17 protein-coding genes are annotated in these 15801 nt (G+C 59.0%); 15 read left to right on the forward strand and 2 right to left on the reverse strand.

From position 1 onward, the window contains the following. Window positions 1-26: 26 nt before the first annotated feature. Both phnE (AC1RKJ_RS17940) and phnE (AC1RKJ_RS17945) read left to right on the forward strand, forming a co-directional pair. Window positions 27-911 carry a phosphonate ABC transporter, permease protein PhnE gene (gene phnE / locus AC1RKJ_RS17940; RefSeq protein WP_492792265.1) on the forward strand — a complete coding sequence of 295 codons (885 nt, stop codon included), beginning with the start codon at window positions 27-29 and terminating at the stop codon, window positions 909-911. Next, the gene (phnE, locus tag AC1RKJ_RS17945; RefSeq protein WP_492792266.1) at window positions 908-1756 is read left to right on the forward strand and encodes a phosphonate ABC transporter, permease protein PhnE; all 849 of its coding nucleotides are present in this window, start codon (window positions 908-910) and stop codon (window positions 1754-1756) included. Before phnE (AC1RKJ_RS17940) ends, phnE (AC1RKJ_RS17945) begins: the two co-directional genes overlap by 4 nt. A 6-nt stretch (window positions 1757-1762) precedes the next feature. Here phnE (AC1RKJ_RS17945) and phnF read toward each other — a convergent pair whose 3' ends face one another. Further along, window positions 1763-2494, reverse strand: a complete 732-nt coding sequence (gene phnF / locus AC1RKJ_RS17950; protein ID WP_492792267.1) for a phosphonate metabolism transcriptional regulator PhnF — start codon at window positions 2492-2494, stop codon at window positions 1763-1765. Window positions 2495-2623: 129 nt separating this feature from the next. On the opposite strand from phnF, the gene phnG reads away from it, so the two are divergent. The 11 genes from phnG to AC1RKJ_RS18005 all read left to right on the forward strand — a co-directional run bounded on the left by phnG (window position 2624) and on the right by AC1RKJ_RS18005 (window position 11763). Beyond that, a complete protein-coding gene (gene phnG / locus AC1RKJ_RS17955) occupies window positions 2624-3082 on the forward strand; it encodes a phosphonate C-P lyase system protein PhnG (protein ID WP_492792268.1) in 459 nt (152 codons plus the stop codon). 2 nt (window positions 3083-3084) lie between these two features. Next, entirely contained in the window at window positions 3085-3690 is a 606-nt protein-coding gene (phnH, locus tag AC1RKJ_RS17960) for a phosphonate C-P lyase system protein PhnH (protein WP_492792269.1), read from the forward strand. 2 nt (window positions 3691-3692) lie between these two features. Then, the gene (locus tag AC1RKJ_RS17965; RefSeq protein ID WP_492792270.1) at window positions 3693-4799 is read left to right on the forward strand and encodes a carbon-phosphorus lyase complex subunit; all 1107 of its coding nucleotides are present in this window, start codon (window positions 3693-3695) and stop codon (window positions 4797-4799) included. Further along, complete coding sequence (locus tag AC1RKJ_RS17970) at window positions 4796-5677, forward strand: alpha-D-ribose 1-methylphosphonate 5-phosphate C-P-lyase PhnJ (protein WP_492792271.1); 882 nt, start codon at window positions 4796-4798, stop codon at window positions 5675-5677. The genes AC1RKJ_RS17965 and AC1RKJ_RS17970 overlap by 4 nt, the downstream gene beginning before the upstream one ends. Then, the gene (phnK, locus tag AC1RKJ_RS17975) at window positions 5670-6473 is read left to right on the forward strand and encodes a phosphonate C-P lyase system protein PhnK (RefSeq protein WP_492792272.1); all 804 of its coding nucleotides are present in this window, start codon (window positions 5670-5672) and stop codon (window positions 6471-6473) included. Before AC1RKJ_RS17970 ends, phnK begins: the two co-directional genes overlap by 8 nt. An 8-nt stretch (window positions 6474-6481) precedes the next feature. Beyond that, window positions 6482-7180, forward strand: a complete 699-nt coding sequence (gene phnL / locus AC1RKJ_RS17980) for a phosphonate C-P lyase system protein PhnL (protein WP_492792273.1) — start codon at window positions 6482-6484, stop codon at window positions 7178-7180. 14 nt (window positions 7181-7194) lie between these two features. Then, window positions 7195-8346, forward strand: a complete 1152-nt coding sequence (locus AC1RKJ_RS17985; RefSeq protein ID WP_492792274.1) for an alpha-D-ribose 1-methylphosphonate 5-triphosphate diphosphatase — start codon at window positions 7195-7197, stop codon at window positions 8344-8346. Continuing rightward, window positions 8343-8918 (forward strand): phosphonate metabolism protein/1,5-bisphosphokinase (PRPP-forming) PhnN, encoded by a 576-nt coding sequence (phnN, locus tag AC1RKJ_RS17990; protein ID WP_492792275.1) that lies wholly within the window; start codon window positions 8343-8345, stop codon window positions 8916-8918. Before AC1RKJ_RS17985 ends, phnN begins: the two co-directional genes overlap by 4 nt. A gap of 647 nt (window positions 8919-9565) precedes the next feature. Next, window positions 9566-9883 carry a hypothetical protein gene (locus tag AC1RKJ_RS17995; protein ID WP_492792276.1) on the forward strand — a complete coding sequence of 106 codons (318 nt, stop codon included), beginning with the start codon at window positions 9566-9568 and terminating at the stop codon, window positions 9881-9883. A gap of 196 nt (window positions 9884-10079) precedes the next feature. After that, window positions 10080-10451, forward strand: coding sequence for a hypothetical protein (locus AC1RKJ_RS18000; protein ID WP_492792277.1), 372 nt, complete (start codon window positions 10080-10082; stop codon window positions 10449-10451). 727 nt (window positions 10452-11178) lie between these two features. Continuing rightward, window positions 11179-11763, forward strand: a complete 585-nt coding sequence (locus AC1RKJ_RS18005) for a TetR/AcrR family transcriptional regulator (protein ID WP_492792278.1) — start codon at window positions 11179-11181, stop codon at window positions 11761-11763. Here AC1RKJ_RS18005 and AC1RKJ_RS18010 read toward each other — a convergent pair. Next, entirely contained in the window at window positions 11760-12698 is a 939-nt protein-coding gene (locus AC1RKJ_RS18010) for a LysR family transcriptional regulator (protein ID WP_492792279.1), read from the reverse strand. The two genes, AC1RKJ_RS18005 and AC1RKJ_RS18010, sit on opposite strands and share 4 nt — an antisense overlap. Window positions 12699-12830: 132 nt before the next feature. Between AC1RKJ_RS18010 and AC1RKJ_RS18015 the strand changes: the two genes are divergently transcribed. After that, window positions 12831-14285 (forward strand): FAD-dependent oxidoreductase, encoded by a 1455-nt coding sequence (locus tag AC1RKJ_RS18015; protein WP_492792280.1) that lies wholly within the window; start codon window positions 12831-12833, stop codon window positions 14283-14285. 140 nt (window positions 14286-14425) lie between these two features. After that, window positions 14426-15571, forward strand: coding sequence for an ABC transporter substrate-binding protein (locus AC1RKJ_RS18020; protein ID WP_492792281.1), 1146 nt, complete (start codon window positions 14426-14428; stop codon window positions 15569-15571). Window positions 15572-15801 lie beyond the last annotated feature (230 nt).

A 15801-nucleotide genomic window follows, 5' to 3' on the forward strand; every position in this document is an offset into this window, starting at 1 on the left:
CCTGAACCGTCGAAAGTGACGTCGCGATGCCCGCTGCCATTTCGCTCCTGCCCACCCAGCAGCTCGCGGCATTGAACGATGCTTATCGCAAGGCAGTCGCGAAAAAGCGGCTACGCACGATGCTGGCTACGGCCGTGTGCTTTGCGGCGCTGCTCCTCGCCGCAAAGGGTGCCGAGGTTAACCTCGGCACGTTCGTCGGCAAGATCGGGAATTTCCTCAGTTATTTTGATCGCATCTTCAGGCTTGATAGTGGCGTGCGGGTGTGGAGCAATATGACCGAGTGGTTCTGGGGCTGGCGGCAGTGGCTCTCCCTGCTGGGTGAGACTGTGCTGATCAGCTATGTCGGGACCATGATCGGTGCCGTTCTTGCTTTCGGGCTGAACTTCCTCGCGGCCGAAAACACTGCGCCGTCCGCGTGGCTGCGCTTTGTCGTCAAGCGCTTCATGGAATTCTGTCGCACAGTTCCCGATATCGTATTTGCGCTGATCTTCGTCATCGCCTTCGGTCTTGGGCCGATGGCGGGCGTGCTGGCGATCGCGATCCACTGCGTTGGTGCGCTGGGTAAGTTGTACAGCGAGATGGTCGAAAACATCGACATGAAGCCGGTCGAGGGTATTCGTTCAACGGGTGCGGGCTGGATCGACTGTATGCGCTTTGCGGTGCTGCCGCAGATCGCGGCCGGCTTTGCCAGCTACACGTTGCTGCGCTTCGAGATCAATGTGCGCGGTGCCTCGGTGATGGGCTTCGTCGGCGCCGGAGGCATCGGGCAGGAACTCGTGGTTGCGGTGCGCAAGTTCTACTATTCCGACGTCAGCGCCATCCTGCTCCTGATCATCATCACAGTGTTTATTATCGACATCGGTACGGGCTGGATGCGCGGTCGACTGTTCGGCAAGGAAGCTCGCTCGTGAAAAACACGCCAGGGGTGAATAGCGCTGAACTGCGCAAGCGATATCCTGCGGTGTTCAACCGGCCGTTGCGAACGCGCGCGGCGGTACCCGCGATTTTCGTCGCTGCGCTTGCGCTGTTCATCTTCGGCCTCAACGAACTGGAGTTCTCACCGGCGCGGATATTGGCAGGCCTGAAGCAACTTGGCTGGATCGTGATGATGATGATCCCGCCGGATCCCGGGTCATCTCTGCCTGCCTATTTGACGGCGATGGGGGAGACGCTCTCGATCGCGTTGCTGGGGACCACGCTGGCCGCTGTGTTCGCGTTGCCTGTCAGCCTGCTCGCAGCGCGCAACGTCATGCCGTCGATCTGGCTTCGCTCGCCTGTGCGGCGATTCCTGGATTCGATCCGCGGGATTGATACGCTGATCTGGGCGCTGGTCTGGATCAACGTGGTTGGACTTGGCCCGTTCGCCGGGGTTTTGGCCATCGCGGTCTCGGATTTCGGCGCGTTCGGCAAATTGTTTTCTGAGGCTATCGAGGCCGCGGACAAAAAGCAGATCGAAGGCGTTCGCGCCGCGGGCGGCAGCCCTGTGCATGAGATCCGTTTCGGCTTGTTGCCGCAGGTGTTGCCGGTGATCGCAGGTCAGGTGCTATACTTCATCGAATCCAACACCCGCTCCGCCACCATTATCGGCATCGTCGGCGCGGGTGGAATCGGTTTGCAACTTTCCGAACAGATCCGCGTACTGGAATGGCAGAAGGTGTCCTTTATCATTCTGATGATTCTGGTTGCGGTGGCGGCGATCGACTGGATTTCCAGCCGGTTGCGCTTCGCGATCATCGGGCGGCGTGCAGCGATCTGATCATCGTTAGCCTAGGCTCTCGACCATGAACTCGACCCGCTCCGCCGCAAAACGCGAGTGCGAAGTCAGCAGTGGCGTGCCGTCGGCATCCACATCGCTACTGTCGACGACCAGCACCGGCCGTCCCAGTGTCAGATCAAGCCGGGCGGCATCGCTGGCATCAATGATCGCGGCCGTGACGCGCGTCGAATGGCGGCGGTAGTCTTTGATGCCGTAATGCGCCAGCAGCTTGGTCATGGAGCGCATCTTCTCATAAATCAGACCTGCGTCGGCGAAACGATCAGCCGACAGCCAGTTGGTGGCGACGCAGATCGGTGTTCGATCGGCGAAGCGCAGCACGTCGAGGCGTAACAGAGGTGCGCCAGTCTTGAGCGCGAGATGCTTAGCCAGTTCGCGTGTCGCGGGTTCGATGAATGACCCGATTAGCTGGCCGCGCGGTTCCCGTCCGCCCGCGCCGACAATCTCGGAGAATCGCGTACGCGATCGCAGCGGATAGCTCAACTTGGGTGCTTCCACGTAAGTGCCGCTGCCACGTTCTGCGCGCACCAGACCACGTTCCGCTAACGACGCCAGCGCGCGGCGCACTGTGTGGCGGTTGACGCGATAGGTCTCGGCGATATCGGTTTCGCCCGGCAGCTTTTCTCCGGGAGGGAAGCGCGCGTCGGCAATGCCGCGCTCGATACCGTCGGCGACCTGCCGCCACAGCGCAACGCCGCTTGGTTTATTGTGAATGCTCACGATAGTTCTGTCTCACGAATATGCTGGATGGAGATAGCGAACAAACATGTCGCTGTCACGAAACGGTCATTGCTCCGATCTATCTAGTTGTCTAGCACGATAGACAACTTAACCGGACTTGGAAATCTGATGACTGCACGCTTGAACCCTCAGCAGAAGCAGCGTCAGCAGGTAATGGCGGTGCTGGCCCACGCCGCCGCGGCCGAGATCGCCAAACATCTCGAGACGTTGGCCGTTCCCGCCTACGAGCGACTGCGCCAGCCGGAGAATGGTCTGGTCATGCTGCGCGGTCGGATTGGCGGTGACGGCGCTCCGTTCAATCTCGGTGAGGCGACGGTATCGCGTGCCGCCGTACGGCTGGCCAGTGGTGAAGTCGGCTTCGGCTACACTCTTGGGCGTGATCGTACAAAGGCCGAGCTAATCGCGCTGTGCGATGCGCTGCGCCAGACAGACGCATTTGCGGATGCGGTGGAAACACAGGTGCTGGCACCGCTGCGCGCGCGCAACGAGGCGGAGCAAGCACGCAAGGCCGCAGAAACCGCTGCGACAAAGGTGGATTTCTACACGCTCGTGCGCGGGGAAAGCTGAAGATGATGATTTCAGAATTGCCTGCGGGCTTTGCGGACAAGGTCCTGTCGGCCCAATCAGTCTTTCGCTCGATGATGGACGCCATGGCGAGACCGGGGAGGGTGCAGCATATCGAGGCCACGTCAGGTGTGCCTGCACCCATGATGCGCGCAACAGCGGCCATTGCGCTGACGCTGCTTGATCAGGATACACCGGTTTGGCTTGATGCGGGAATGGCGGAGTCGTCGAGCGTCGCCAGGTGGATTGGATTTCACACCAGCGCGCCGGTGATTGCCGACTCGTCAGTCTCGAGCTTCGCGCTGATCGCCAATAGCAATACCCTGCCGGAGTTCGGGATATTCTCGTTTGGTAGTGCTGAATATCCGGATCGTTCCACCACGATTATCCTGCAGATTGCGAGTTTGACGGAAGGGCCGGCTTATGAGCTGCGCGGCCCCGGCATTGATGGTGCTTCCATTTTGCACGCCACAGTCGGCGTCCCCGATTTCCTTGATCGTCTTGCACTGAACGGAAAGCTGTTTCCGCGCGGTATCGATCTCGTCCTTGTCGCAGACGATGCCATCGTCGCGATCCCGCGCACCACGCGTCTTGTTGCGAAGGAAAGCTGACCATGTATGTCGCAGTAAAGGGTGGCGAACGCGCCATTGAAAACGCCCATAGGCTGCTGGCGCACGAGCGTCGCGGTGATCGCGGCATCCCGGAAATTTCACTGGCGCAAATATCAGAGCAGCTGAGCATCGGCGTTGATCGCATCATGACCGAGGGCTCACTGTACGACCGGGAACTCGCGGCGCTGGCTATCAAGCAGGCGCGCGGCGACATGATCGAAGCGATTTTCCTGTTGCGCGCATTTCGCGCCACACTGCCTCGCTTTGGCGCCAGTGAGCCTGCCGATACGTCAAAGATGCAGGTGCGTCGCAGGGTTTCCTCGACGTTTAAGGATATGCCGGGCGGTCAGATTCTGGGTTCAACGTTCGATTACACCCATCGTCTGCTTGATCCCGCGCTGGCTGGTGAATCGGCGCCGGAACAGCCAGCATTGGCCGAAGTTCAATCAAACATCATGCCCCGCGTCATCGATATTCTCGGCCGCGACGGCTTGGTTGAATCTTCGCCGACTGAGGATGCGGATCGGCCCGTTGCCGATCTGACCCGTGATGCGCTGAGCTTTCCGGCGGAGCGCGATCTACGCCTGCAGAACCTCGCGCGGGCAGATGAGGGCTTTCTCCTTTCGCTCGGCTATTCCACACAGCGCGGTTATGGCCGCAACCATCCTTTCGCCGGTGAGATACGCATTGGCGAAGTCGAAGTCGAGTTCGTGGCGGAAGATGTCGGCTTCGCGGTGCCTCTGGGTGCGATTACACTGACCGAATGTCAGATGGTGAATCAGTTCAAGGGGAGTGACACGGAAGCACCGTGCTTCACCCGCGGCTATGGTCTTGCCTTCGGACAATCCGAGCGAAAGGCAATGTCGATGGCGCTGGTTGATCGAGCGCTGCGCGCACGCGAACTCGGCGAGAGCGTCGTCGCCCCGTCGCAGGACGAGGAGTTCGTGCTGTCGCATTCCGACAATGTGCAGGCCACGGGTTTCGTCGAACATCTCAAGCTGCCGCATTACGTGGATTTTCAGTCCGAACTCGGGTTGCTGCGCAAGCTGCGCCAGGAATTTGCCGAGACAAACGGCGTGGCCGATACCAAGATGGAGGCTGCGGAATGAACGCGCCAGCATATAACTTTGCCTATCTTGACGAGCAGACCAAGCGAATGATCCGTCGCTCGATCCTGAAGGCGATTGCGATCCCGGGCTATCAGGTGCCGTTCGCAAGTCGCGAGATGCCCATGCCTTACGGTTGGGGCACAGGTGGTGTGCAGGTGACAGCGGCGATTCTTGGTATCAAGGATGTATTGAAGGTGATCGATCAGGGCTCTGACGACACCACCAATGCGATCTCGATCCGCAAATTCTTCGAGAAAACCGCAGGCGTTGCCGTGACCACCAGCACGCTGGATGCGACCGTCATCCAGACCCGGCATCGCATTCCCGAAGCGCCGCTCAGCGCGCGTCAAGTCCTGGTTTATCAGGTGCCGATTCCGGAGCCGCTGCGCTTTCTTGAGCCGCGGGAGACCGAGACCCGGCGCATGCATGCGCTCGGCGAATATGGGCTGATGCATGTCAAACTCTACGAAGACATCGCGCGTTTCGGCCACATCGCTACGGCCTATGCCTATCCGGTCAAAGTGAACGCGCGCTATGTGATGGACCCGTCGCCGACACCAAAATTCGATAACCCGAAGATGGACAATTGCCCCGCGTTGCAATTGTTCGGCGCGGGCCGCGAGAAGCGCATCTACGCGATCCCGCCGTACACGTCGGTGGTGTCGCTGGATTTCGATGATCATCCGTTTACGCGCTACAAGCACGATGCCTGTTGCGCGCTGTGCGGCTCGGGCGATTCCTATCTGGACGAGATCGTCACCGACAATGTAGGCAGCCGGATGTTCGTCTGTTCTGATACCGATTATTGCGAGACGCGGCAGCTTGATGGTCATCGCGGCGGAGAGAACGCGCCTTATGCTGAGAGTCAGCATGCTTGATAAGATCAAAGTGTCCGCTGGGGCCGATCAGCCGTTGTTGTTAGCGCAGGACCTTGGCAAATCATTCGGTCGCCTCAATGCCTGCCGCGATGTTTCTTTCGCGCTATATCCGGGCGAAGTGCTGGCGATCGTCGGCGAGTCCGGTTCCGGCAAGTCAACGCTGCTGCAATTGCTGTCAGGACAGATGACACCCAATGCTGGCTCGGTTTCCTATCGCATGCGAGATGGCGTGATGCGCGATCTCGCCACCCTTGGCGAAGCCGAGCGACGCTTCCTGTTCCGCACCGACTGGGGCTTTGTTTATCAGGATGCCGCGATGGGCCTGCGCATGGGCATCTCGGCCGGTGCGAATGTCGGCGAGCGGCTGATGGCGGTCGGCCACAACCACTACGGCAAAATTCGGCGAACCGCTGCATCCTGGCTGGAACGGGTCGAGATTTCCACTGACCGGATCGACGATGCGCCGAAGACCTATTCGGGCGGGATGCGGCAGCGGTTGCAGATCGCGCGCAATCTGGTCACCGAGCCGCGCCTCGTGTTCATGGACGAGCCCACCGGCGGTCTCGACGTCTCGGTGCAGGCGCGTCTGCTGGATATGATGCGCACGCTGGTCAGCGAACTTGGCCTTGCCGCCGTCGTCGTCACCCATGATCTCGCGGTGGCACGGCTGTTGTCGCACCGGGTGATGGTGATGCAGGGCGGTCGCGTCATCGAGACCGGATTGACCGATCAGGTGCTCGACGATCCGCGCGAGCCGTATACGCAACTTCTCGTTTCCTCGATCCTGCCAGCGTGAGATCCACAATGACTCCGATGATCGATATCCGCAATGCGGAAAAGACCTTTGTGATGCATCTGCAGGACGGTATCCGCTTGCCTGTCGTGCGCGGTGTTTCGTTCCATGTGGCAGCCGGCGAATGCGTTGTGCTGGGTGGCCCGTCCGGTGCCGGAAAATCCTCGATCCTTAAGATGATCTTTGGCAATTACCGCTGTGACAGTGGCGTTATCAACCTGCGTCACATGGACCAGACCATCAATCTCGCGCTCGCCGAACCACGGCAGATTCTCAATATCCGTCGCAACACGATTGGCTATGTCAGCCAATTTCTGCGCGCGGTGCCGCGGGTGGCGGCGCTGGATGTGGTGGCAGAACCGCTGCTGAACGCTGGCAGAGGCCGCGAAGAGGCGCGCGAGCGAGCGGGTGTGCTGCTGCGCCGCCTCAACATTCCAGAACGATTATGGAAGCTGCCGCCCTCGACTTTCTCCGGCGGTGAACAGCAGCGTGTGAACATTGCGCGCGGTTTCATTTCCGGTCTGCCTATCCTGCTGCTCGATGAGCCCACGGCTTCGCTGGATGCGACTAATCGTGCCGTGGTCGTCGAGTTGGTGGCCGAAAAGAAAAAGGACGGCGTTGCCATGGTTGCCATTGTCCATGACGACAAAATTCGCAATGCGATTGCCGACCGGCTGGTCGACGTCACGTCGTTTGCCGCCAGCGCCTAAGAAGGATGATGAAGGTGAAACAACAAGAAGCCATAATCGGCAACGCGAAAATCGTGCTTGCGGATCGTGTGATCGAAAATGGCTGGGTCGCCGTAGCTGACGGCAGGATCGCCGAATTCGGTGAGGGCGCGGCACCTGCGGGCAGCGAGGAGGCCAATGGTGACCTCATCATGCCCGGTCTGATCGAGTTGCACACCGACCACCTTGAAGCGCATTTCGCGCCGCGTCCAAAGGTGTTTTGGGATCCGGTTGCCGCAGTCGTCTCTTATGACGGGCAACTTGCGACCTCGGGCATTACCACGGTGCTGGATTCGCTCCGAGTGTGGCGAGAGAGTGGGGCCGAGGAGGCTGATGGACATGCCGTCCTACTGGCCGAGGCCATCACATCGGCCCGCGAAGCTGGACTGCTACGCGCGGATCATTTTCTGCATCTTCGTTGCGAAATTCCGATGCCGAGCGTGGTCGATGAGGCGAAGCAGATGATCGGTCGCCCGGATGTGCGGCTGTTGTCGCTGATGGATCACACGCCCGGCCAGCGTCAGTTCCGCGATGAGGCCAAGCTTCGAAACTATTATCGTGGCAAGGGCGCTGGCAAGACCGACGCCCAGCTTGATGAATTGTTCGCGCAACGTTTCGAGTATCAGCGGCTCTATGCCGCCGATAATCTGCGCAACATCGTGTTGCTGGCGCAATTGCACAATATCCCGCTCGCGAGCCATGATGATACCACCGATGAGAATGTGACCGCTGCGATTCGCGACAGCGTCTCGGTGGCGGAATTCCCGACAACGCTGGAAGCTGCGCGCGGCCTGCACGAGGCTGGCATCGGCATATTGATGGGCGCGCCGAATGTGGTACGCAACGGCTCTCATTCCGGCAACATCGCTGCAATCGATCTTGCCCACGAAGGGCTGCTCGACATCCTGTCGTCGGATTACATCCCCTCCAGCCTGTTGATGGCGGCGCTGCAACTGCCTCATCGTGTGCCGTCAATTGATCTGGCGAGCGCCGTGCGCACCGTCACCAAGCGCCCGGCAGAAGCGGTTGGTTTACCGGATCGCGGCGAGATCGCGGTAGGCAAGCGCGCCGACCTGATCCGCGTCCATGTCGCGCGCGATATCCCGGTGGTCCGCAGCGTCTGGCGTGAGGGGCGTCGGGTGGCATGATCGACCTCCCGGCGATGTCCGGATTGTGCACAGCAAAGATCGGTCCGGGCCGCCTGGTCCTGGTCGTTGGACCATCAGGCGCGGGCAAGGATACGCTGATTGATCTCGCGCGTGCCGCTTGTGCTGGCAATGAGCGTGTCGTCTTCGCCCGTCGTGTCGTGACGCGGGAAGCATCGCGCTCCGAGAACAATACGCAGATTACGCCCGCTGCATTTGAGGCAGCGTGTACGCGCGGCGAGTTCGCGGTGGACTGGAAAGCGCATGGCTTAAGCTATGCACTGCCTCTCGCTATTAATGACGAAATTCGCGCTGGGCGCACGGTAGTTGCAAATGTATCCCGCTCAGTGATAGCGCTGCTACGCGAGCGATATGCCGATTTGGTTGTGGTCCTCGTTACGGCGCCACTGGATGTTCTTGCAAGTAGGTTGTCTGCACGTTCGCGCGTTAGCGACGGCTCGATCGAAAGAAGATTGCAGCGAACTATAGAAAATTTTGTATCCGACGTAACTATCAACAATGTCGGTGATACTGGCGTGAATGTCAGACTGTTGCTTGGCGCAATCTCGTCATGAGCGGAAGTGAATCGGCGCGTGTGAGGCTGCTTCCGAAAAGTGGCGGCCGGGTCATTGCGAAGGCTCCCCAGATCCGGGCGTATCTTCCGGCAAAGGTTAGCGCCGCATAAATGGTTGTCAGCATCCCGCCAGGTCCCTGTTAAGACGAAACCAAGTCCCTGATCCGCGAAAACATTTCCCTGTTGTTCTTGATGGGGAAATTTCGCAATAAGTGCCTTAAATGGGCCTTTCCTGACAGATTAGGCCGTATCCAAAGCAGTATTTTTGAGATTTCCCTGTAAAATTCCCTGTTAGCAGAGAATTCCGGCGGAGACGGGTTCGATCAACACTGGGTCGCCAGCCAGTCAGTGTGCGTTCTGGAGAATATTACCGTTTCGATCTTGAAAAGCCCGCCAATGGCGGGCTTTTTAAAAGCACTGAGTCTTTACAGAGACCGGAATCGAACCGTCACCTTCCCAAACTGGTCGACGTTCTCTGACAAACCATTGAAGAATTCCCGTTTTCAAGAGTCGCGCGAAAGAGACCGGAGAATAAAACCACTGCGTGGCCTCTACGCAGTGGTGCTAAGGGAGCAAAGATCATTTTCCGACGAGTTTGCATCGGGATGTTTCGAGCGATTGGAAAGACACCGCGGCCGGGAGGGGAAAATGGATTTCGATGACCTGATTGAGGAGACGATCTCGCCGCCTAACCGGGTCGGAAGCGCTACGCACGACTACGAGCATAAATTTCACGAAGGTGCGGTGGTGGTTGCGTACGCCATGCATCTTTTACGAACGGAGAAGACTAACGAGGTCCTCATCCACCCCGACGGTATGCACGGAAAACAATTCGATTTCTCGGCGTGGCTGGAAAAACAAAACTTTAAGCGCGAGAGTAGCACGGGTACGACTTCGTATGTCGGGACTTACCGCGCACATGACGACCGCACCATTATCCAAAGTCAGGCATCGGTGATGTCGTAGCTGACTTAGGCGGCGGTCAGTTCATTGTCGCCGAATGCAAAGGCGGTATCATCAACACGCGACATTCAGGCTAAAAATCTAAACTGTATCGCGGACTATGTGAAACAGTTGGGCTGCTTATGGCGCCATCACGCGGTAGACAAATCGCTGTTGTGCCTTACACCGAACAGAGTTTTCGATTGGCCCTGCGATCGTTATGGGCACAGGTTCTAAGATCAGCCTGCGCATGATGTCCGCGGACGATTCCGCCGTATCTTTGAGCGGGCGTTGGCGTTTACGGGGCATTGATGGCTCTCGCGACGCGCTGAGCAGTTACTTCTGCGAAAGACAGGCCATCCTAGTTGATCGCGTTCTGACCGGTCATGCGCTCCCAACGCCGAATGGCCGTGTCGACGTGTACCGGATCGAGTTCGATGCCGAAGCCTCGTCGCCCCGTGCGCTCGGCAGCCAGAATTGTCGTGCCGCTACCGAGGAACGGGTCGAGTACGATGTCTCCCCGATGGGTACTGTCGAGGATCGCATCCTCTACAAGCCGAACGGGTTTGACGGTGGGTTGTCAGTGTCGTAGGCACGAAGTCTTCTGGACCACCTCCTCCGCCTCCCTCTCGTTCCGGAGAACGCTTCGCGCGAGACGATAAAGATGCTAATTGTAACGCTGCATGACCAGGCGCGCTCCTTCACCCATCTGGACAGCTTCCGCGGCGCCTCCAGCCTTGCGATATGGTTTTCGCGCATCACTATCAATGAGGCACTGGGACGACTGCGGGCTTAGCTTCGACCGTCGGTATAGAAGTTCGAATTCCAGCGGATGCCCGCCGATAGCGCGGTCCGCCGACATCATCACCTGCAGCGGCCAAAAGCGCGTACTTATCCGCCATTGTTGGAGACATTTTAAGGTGAGCGGAATACAGGGAATGCCCCATGAAGCGGCTTTCAATAGCTCATTCTGGTATTCAAGCTGCTGAAATAATAAGATAAATAGAAATGTTTGAACGGCAGGATGGCCGGTTGAGGTTTCGTTTCCGTTCTGAAATTACATTCGGAAATGGCTGTCTCGTCTCTTGCCTACTCTATCCCTCTCTCTAAAAAGAACTACTTCCAATTTCCCGCGCCAGCACGGTTGTTCGAGCTTCATTTAATTCATGGTCAGACAGATCGATCGCAATAAGTCGCATACCGTGTCGCGAACTTCGCGCAAGTCGGCCACGCGTGTGTCAAAGCCGACCGCCGCTTTGACCAAGATCGAGCCTGCGAATTCGGCGCCCCGCGCGCGGGCGCCACGATCGAACCGGGAAATGCGCGAAGTGAGTGTCGATCGCATTTATCATTCGGCGCTGAATCTGTTCGTGGAGCAGGGATACGGCTCCACCACGATCGACGAAATCGCCGCCGGCGCGGGTCTTACCAAGGGCGGCGTTTATTTCTACATTTCCAAAAAGGAGCATCTGATGGCACAGATGCTCGATGACATTTCCGCGCGCTATATCGACGATATCATCGCCAAACTGAAGGCACGGGATCTGACACCGCAGGAGAGGCTTGTCGCGTTCATGCATTCTCAAGTGACCTTCGCTCTGGAGAATCCGCAGGAGGTCATGCTGCTGGTGATGTCATCGGTCGAGTTCTCCAAGCGGAACGACGCGCTCACCGAGAAGATCGACGCGATCTATGAGCGCATGCGCGAGTTCATCCTAATGACCATCAAGCAGGGGCTTGCCAGCAAGAGCTTCGCAACCAAACTTCATCCGATTGCGACGGCGTCGTTCTACGTTGCGACCCATGACGGCATGATGCTGGAGTGGTATCGGCGAGCTGCGAAGATAGATGGCACTGAACTTGTGCGCGTTTTCCGAGAAGCGTTCCTGCGCGCTCTGTCCTAGCCTTGGTGAGCGCCGTTTCCGTCGATCTTCATATAGTCGATGAACTTACGCTCCGCATCCGACAACGTTTTGCGAGCGCTCCAGGCCATGCCAAGGTCGAGGGTCGGAAGAGAATCTGCCAGCGCGCGCGACTCGACCCGGCCGCCATCGAGTGACCATGGCCGATAGACCAGTTGAGCAAGCACGGTGACCGCCGCGCCTGTAGCAACAATCCCTCGCACCGCCTCCATGGATGAGGTGCTGAAGAGCACCCTAGGCTTGATCTTCTTCAGGTAACGTCGTGCCGAAATAGGTGCTTCATCGGATGCGAACTGCACATAGGCTTCATGGCGAAGATCCTGCAGGGAAATCGTCGGAAGACGGTTGAGACGATGGCCGCTCGAGAGCCATAACGTTCGGGGCGATCGGATGAGGATTTGATGACGCAGGCGGTGGTTTTTCGAAAGGTTGGATATGATGACCAGAGCCAAGTCGATGTCGTCTGACTCGAGCGCCTGTTCCAGCCCGCGCCGGTCCATTTCGACCAAGTTGAACGCCACGCTCGGATAGGCGCGCCGAAAGCGCGCCAGAGCCGGGAGCAGGAAATACCCGACCCCGGTGTAGGTAACGCCAAGCCGGATTTTTCCGGTCGTCCGCGCTTCCTTGTTGAGCATCGAGTTCATCGCATCGACGATGTTCGCTTCGATGTTCCTGGCGTGATGCAGAAATTTCTGCCCGTCCTGGGTCAGCTCGATGCCACCGACACGTCGGCGTATCAGCGACACGCCGAGTTGCCCCTCGAGTTCCTTGATCGCCACGGTGACCGCAGATTGTGAAATCCCCAGACTGCTGGCTGCCGCCGAAACCTTCTGGGTTTCAGCTGCGGCCACGAAATAGCGAATTTGCCGAATAGAGAGCATATTTCGAAAATCGAAATTTGAGTTTGCAAAATTCATATTTGTAATAATCGAGGGGGACCGTCAAGATTGCCTTCACGAAATGCGGAACTGTGGGTTTTCGGACGCCGCAGGCTGCTTAATCACAACCCGGTGTCTGCAAGCCGGATTTTATTGGGCGAGGAAATGACCATGGCGGTTGAGAAGTCGATCAACAGTGTTTCGGAAGGCATGGCGCTGGAGATCTTCGGCGGCGCGCGCGACCGCCGGCGCGAACGCCCCACGCTGACTTATCGCGAGGAGGCACGCGACATTCCGGTGTTTTCCGAAACCGACGTGCTGGTGATCGGCGGCGGACCATCGGGAACGTCGGCAGCGGTGGCCGCGGCGAAGGTGGGCGCCGATGTCACGCTGGTCGAGCGCTACAATCATCTGGGCGGCCTTTCCACTGGCGGGCTGGTTATCTGGATCGACCGCATGACCGACTGGAGCGGCAAGCAGGTGATCGCAGGCTTCGCCCGCGAGCTTTTCGACCGGCTGCCGAAGGACGCCGTGATGGGGCCGCCGAAGTCGGAATGGGGATCGAAGGATGCGGCGATCGCCGACTACTGGTCATACCGATCCGCGGCGTTCCAAGGCATCGTGACCTGGTCGCCGACGGTTGATCCCGAGGCACTGAAAACGCTTTCGATGCAGCTCGTCACGGAGAACAAGATCCATCTGATGCTCCACGCCGTGGCCGCGCAGCCGATCATGGAAGGCAATGTGGTCAGGGGCGCGATCTTCGAGAGTAAAGAAGGTCGCCATGCCGTGCTGGCCAAGGTGGTGATCGACACCACGGGTGATGCGGACATGCTGGCGCGCGCCGGCGTAGGATCGGATTCCGACATCGACGAAACTGACATCCACCATTGTATCAACACCGCCTTCATGCTCGGCGGCGTCGATATGGAGCGCTGGACCGAGTTCCGCCGTACCAACAGCGCCGGTTTCTCCGATTTCATGAAGCGCGGCCGCGATCGGTTGAAGTATTTTGAAAAGCCGTTCTTCTCGTGGCGCTCTGATATCGGCCTGTTCATGGGCCCGCGCCTGTCGGGCTACAGCGCAATCAACGTGGAAGATTTGACTGAGGTCGAGCTCAAGTCACGACAACTTGCTGTCAGGCATCTCGAAATCTACCGGGCGGAAGCACCGGGCTTTGAAAATGCCTTCCTGATGCTCGGCGCGCCGCAGGTCGGCGTTCGTCACAGCCGTCGCTTCGCGGCCGATCGGATGGTCACGCGTAAGCAGTGGGACGAGGGGAAGGTCTGGGACGATGAGATTGGTGTCTCCACGTCGTTGTCGCCCAAGTGGAAGAATATTTCGGTGCCTTATGGCTCGCTGCTTCCTGCGGGACTTGAAGGCGCGCTTGGAGCGGGCCGCCATGTGGCCTGCGATGCGAGTTCGCACACCTTCCTCCGCGAGGTTCCGCAGTGCTGGATGACCGGTCAGGCCGCAGGCGTCGCCGGCGCTCTCGCCGCCGGTGCAGGCGTGGCGCCGCGTCAGCTCGACCCGCGCTCAATCCAGCGCGAGTTGCTGAGGCAGGGCGCTTACCTTTCGCCCTCCATTGTTGCGACAATGGAAAGCGCGGCTGACGCCGCAGAGTAAGCGGCCTTTCACAGGCCGTTTCGGAGGTTCGCCAGTTCAGCACGTGTGCTTGCCGGTTCACCGACCGCCGCTGACTGCTGCGCGAACAAAACAAAAAAGCGTCAGTAAAGGCGTGGGAAAAACCATGGGAGGGAAGTGAAATGAGAACGAGAATAGGATTGCTTGTAGCCGGCGTGATTGCGCTCGCGCCGTTGTCCGCTGCCGCTCAGGACAATAAGCCGCTCAAGATCGGTCTGTTGCTTAGTCTGAGCGGGCCGGCGGCCTCATTTGGCCTGCCGGAGCGTGATGCGGTTGAAGTGCTGGTCCGCGACCTGAACGCGCAGGGCGGTGTGAATGGGCGGAAGATCGAGCTCGCGATCTACGACGATACCACCAACCCCACGGAAGCGGCCCGCGGCGCAACCAAGCTGATTCGCGAGGACGGGGTGGTTGCGATTATCGGCGCCAGCACCGGCAGCGGCACACTGGCGGCGACGCCGATTGCCGCGCGCGAGAAGGTTCCGATGCTCGCACCGAATGCGACGATCTCGGTCACTGCGCGCGAGAGCCAGCAATACCCTTACGTGTTTCGCACGATGTCGAACGATCTGGTCAACACCAAGCGGCTGTTCGATGCCGTGATCGCAGGCGGCGCCAAGAAGATCGCCATCTTCTATCAGGAGGATGCCTACGGAAAGGACTCCGCAGTCTATGTGAAGCAGTTGGCTGAGGAGAGGAGGGTTCCGATCACCGACATGTCGTCGGCCCCGCTGAAGGCGATCGAAGTCGCGGCGCAGGCCATGAAGCTGCGCGGCAGCTCACCGGATGCCGTTATCATGCAGGTCACGGCGCCGGCGCTTGGAGCTGCGTTTGTGCGCGCGGCACGTCAGGTCGGTCTGGATGTGCCGATCTGGGGATCGATGGGGCTCGGGCAGAGGTCCTTCATCGACAGCTCCGGGGCCCTGGGAGATGGCGTCCGGCTGGTGGTCTTCGGCAATTGGGATGATCCCTCGCCGCGGCAGGCAAAGCTTGCCCAGAAGCTCAAAGATGCTGGCAAGCCGCCGCAGGGATTTGCCGAATTGCTCTCGACCAATGGGTTGCTGGCGATCGTCGAAGCTGCACGGAAGGTCAAGGGCGAGATCACGGGGTCGGTGCTGCGCGATCAGCTCGAGCAGTTGTGCAATGTCACGACCTATTCCGACGGCGAGCTCTGCTATGCGAAGGACAATCACGACGGCTGGAGCGCCGACGCGCTGACCACCGTCGAGGTGCGCAACGGAGTCTTCAGGCGAGTTTCGCCCCCCTAAGACGTGCGACATCTTGCGTGGCGGCGCCTTCACCGGAAGCCGCCACGCGAACGCAAGAAATTTAGTTATTTCAATCAGCTGATGTGATTGCCGGGATCCGTCGGCGTATTCTTGACAAAATAAAAACCTTCTGCACAGTATTAGATACCGACTAGACGGTTTTTAAAAACAAGAACCTTCGGCGTCTGCGCGGCACTGATCGGCGGGCGTTTAAATCGAAGGGGGAGGGC

It is taken from the genome of Afipia sp. GW822-FHT04G07 (genome assembly GCF_058800765.1).

Excerpts from the sequence above, each read along its gene's own strand:
- phnK (WP_492792272.1), top strand. The coding sequence starts at position 5,670 with ATGCTTGATAAGATCAAAGTGTCCGCTGGGGCCGATCAGCCGTTGTTG.
- AC1RKJ_RS18005 (WP_492792278.1), top strand. The coding sequence starts at position 11,179 with ATGCGCGAAGTGAGTGTCGATCGCATTTATCATTCGGCGCTGAATCTG.
- AC1RKJ_RS18015 (WP_492792280.1), top strand. The coding sequence starts at position 12,831 with ATGGCGGTTGAGAAGTCGATCAACAGTGTTTCGGAAGGCATGGCGCTG.
- phnH (WP_492792269.1), top strand. The coding sequence starts at position 3,085 with ATGATGATTTCAGAATTGCCTGCGGGCTTTGCGGACAAGGTCCTGTCG.
- AC1RKJ_RS17995 (WP_492792276.1), top strand. The coding sequence starts at position 9,566 with ATGGATTTCGATGACCTGATTGAGGAGACGATCTCGCCGCCTAACCGG.
- AC1RKJ_RS18010 (WP_492792279.1), bottom strand. The coding sequence starts at position 12,698 with ATGAATTTTGCAAACTCAAATTTCGATTTTCGAAATATGCTCTCTATT.
- phnE (WP_492792265.1), top strand. The coding sequence starts at position 27 with ATGCCCGCTGCCATTTCGCTCCTGCCCACCCAGCAGCTCGCGGCATTG.
- AC1RKJ_RS18000 (WP_492792277.1), top strand. The coding sequence starts at position 10,080 with ATGGGCACAGGTTCTAAGATCAGCCTGCGCATGATGTCCGCGGACGAT.
- phnL (WP_492792273.1), top strand. The coding sequence starts at position 6,482 with ATGACTCCGATGATCGATATCCGCAATGCGGAAAAGACCTTTGTGATG.
- AC1RKJ_RS17965 (WP_492792270.1), top strand. The coding sequence starts at position 3,693 with ATGTATGTCGCAGTAAAGGGTGGCGAACGCGCCATTGAAAACGCCCAT.
- AC1RKJ_RS17970 (WP_492792271.1), top strand. The coding sequence starts at position 4,796 with ATGAACGCGCCAGCATATAACTTTGCCTATCTTGACGAGCAGACCAAG.
- AC1RKJ_RS18020 (WP_492792281.1), top strand. The coding sequence starts at position 14,426 with ATGAGAACGAGAATAGGATTGCTTGTAGCCGGCGTGATTGCGCTCGCG.
- phnG (WP_492792268.1), top strand. The coding sequence starts at position 2,624 with ATGACTGCACGCTTGAACCCTCAGCAGAAGCAGCGTCAGCAGGTAATG.
- phnN (WP_492792275.1), top strand. The coding sequence starts at position 8,343 with ATGATCGACCTCCCGGCGATGTCCGGATTGTGCACAGCAAAGATCGGT.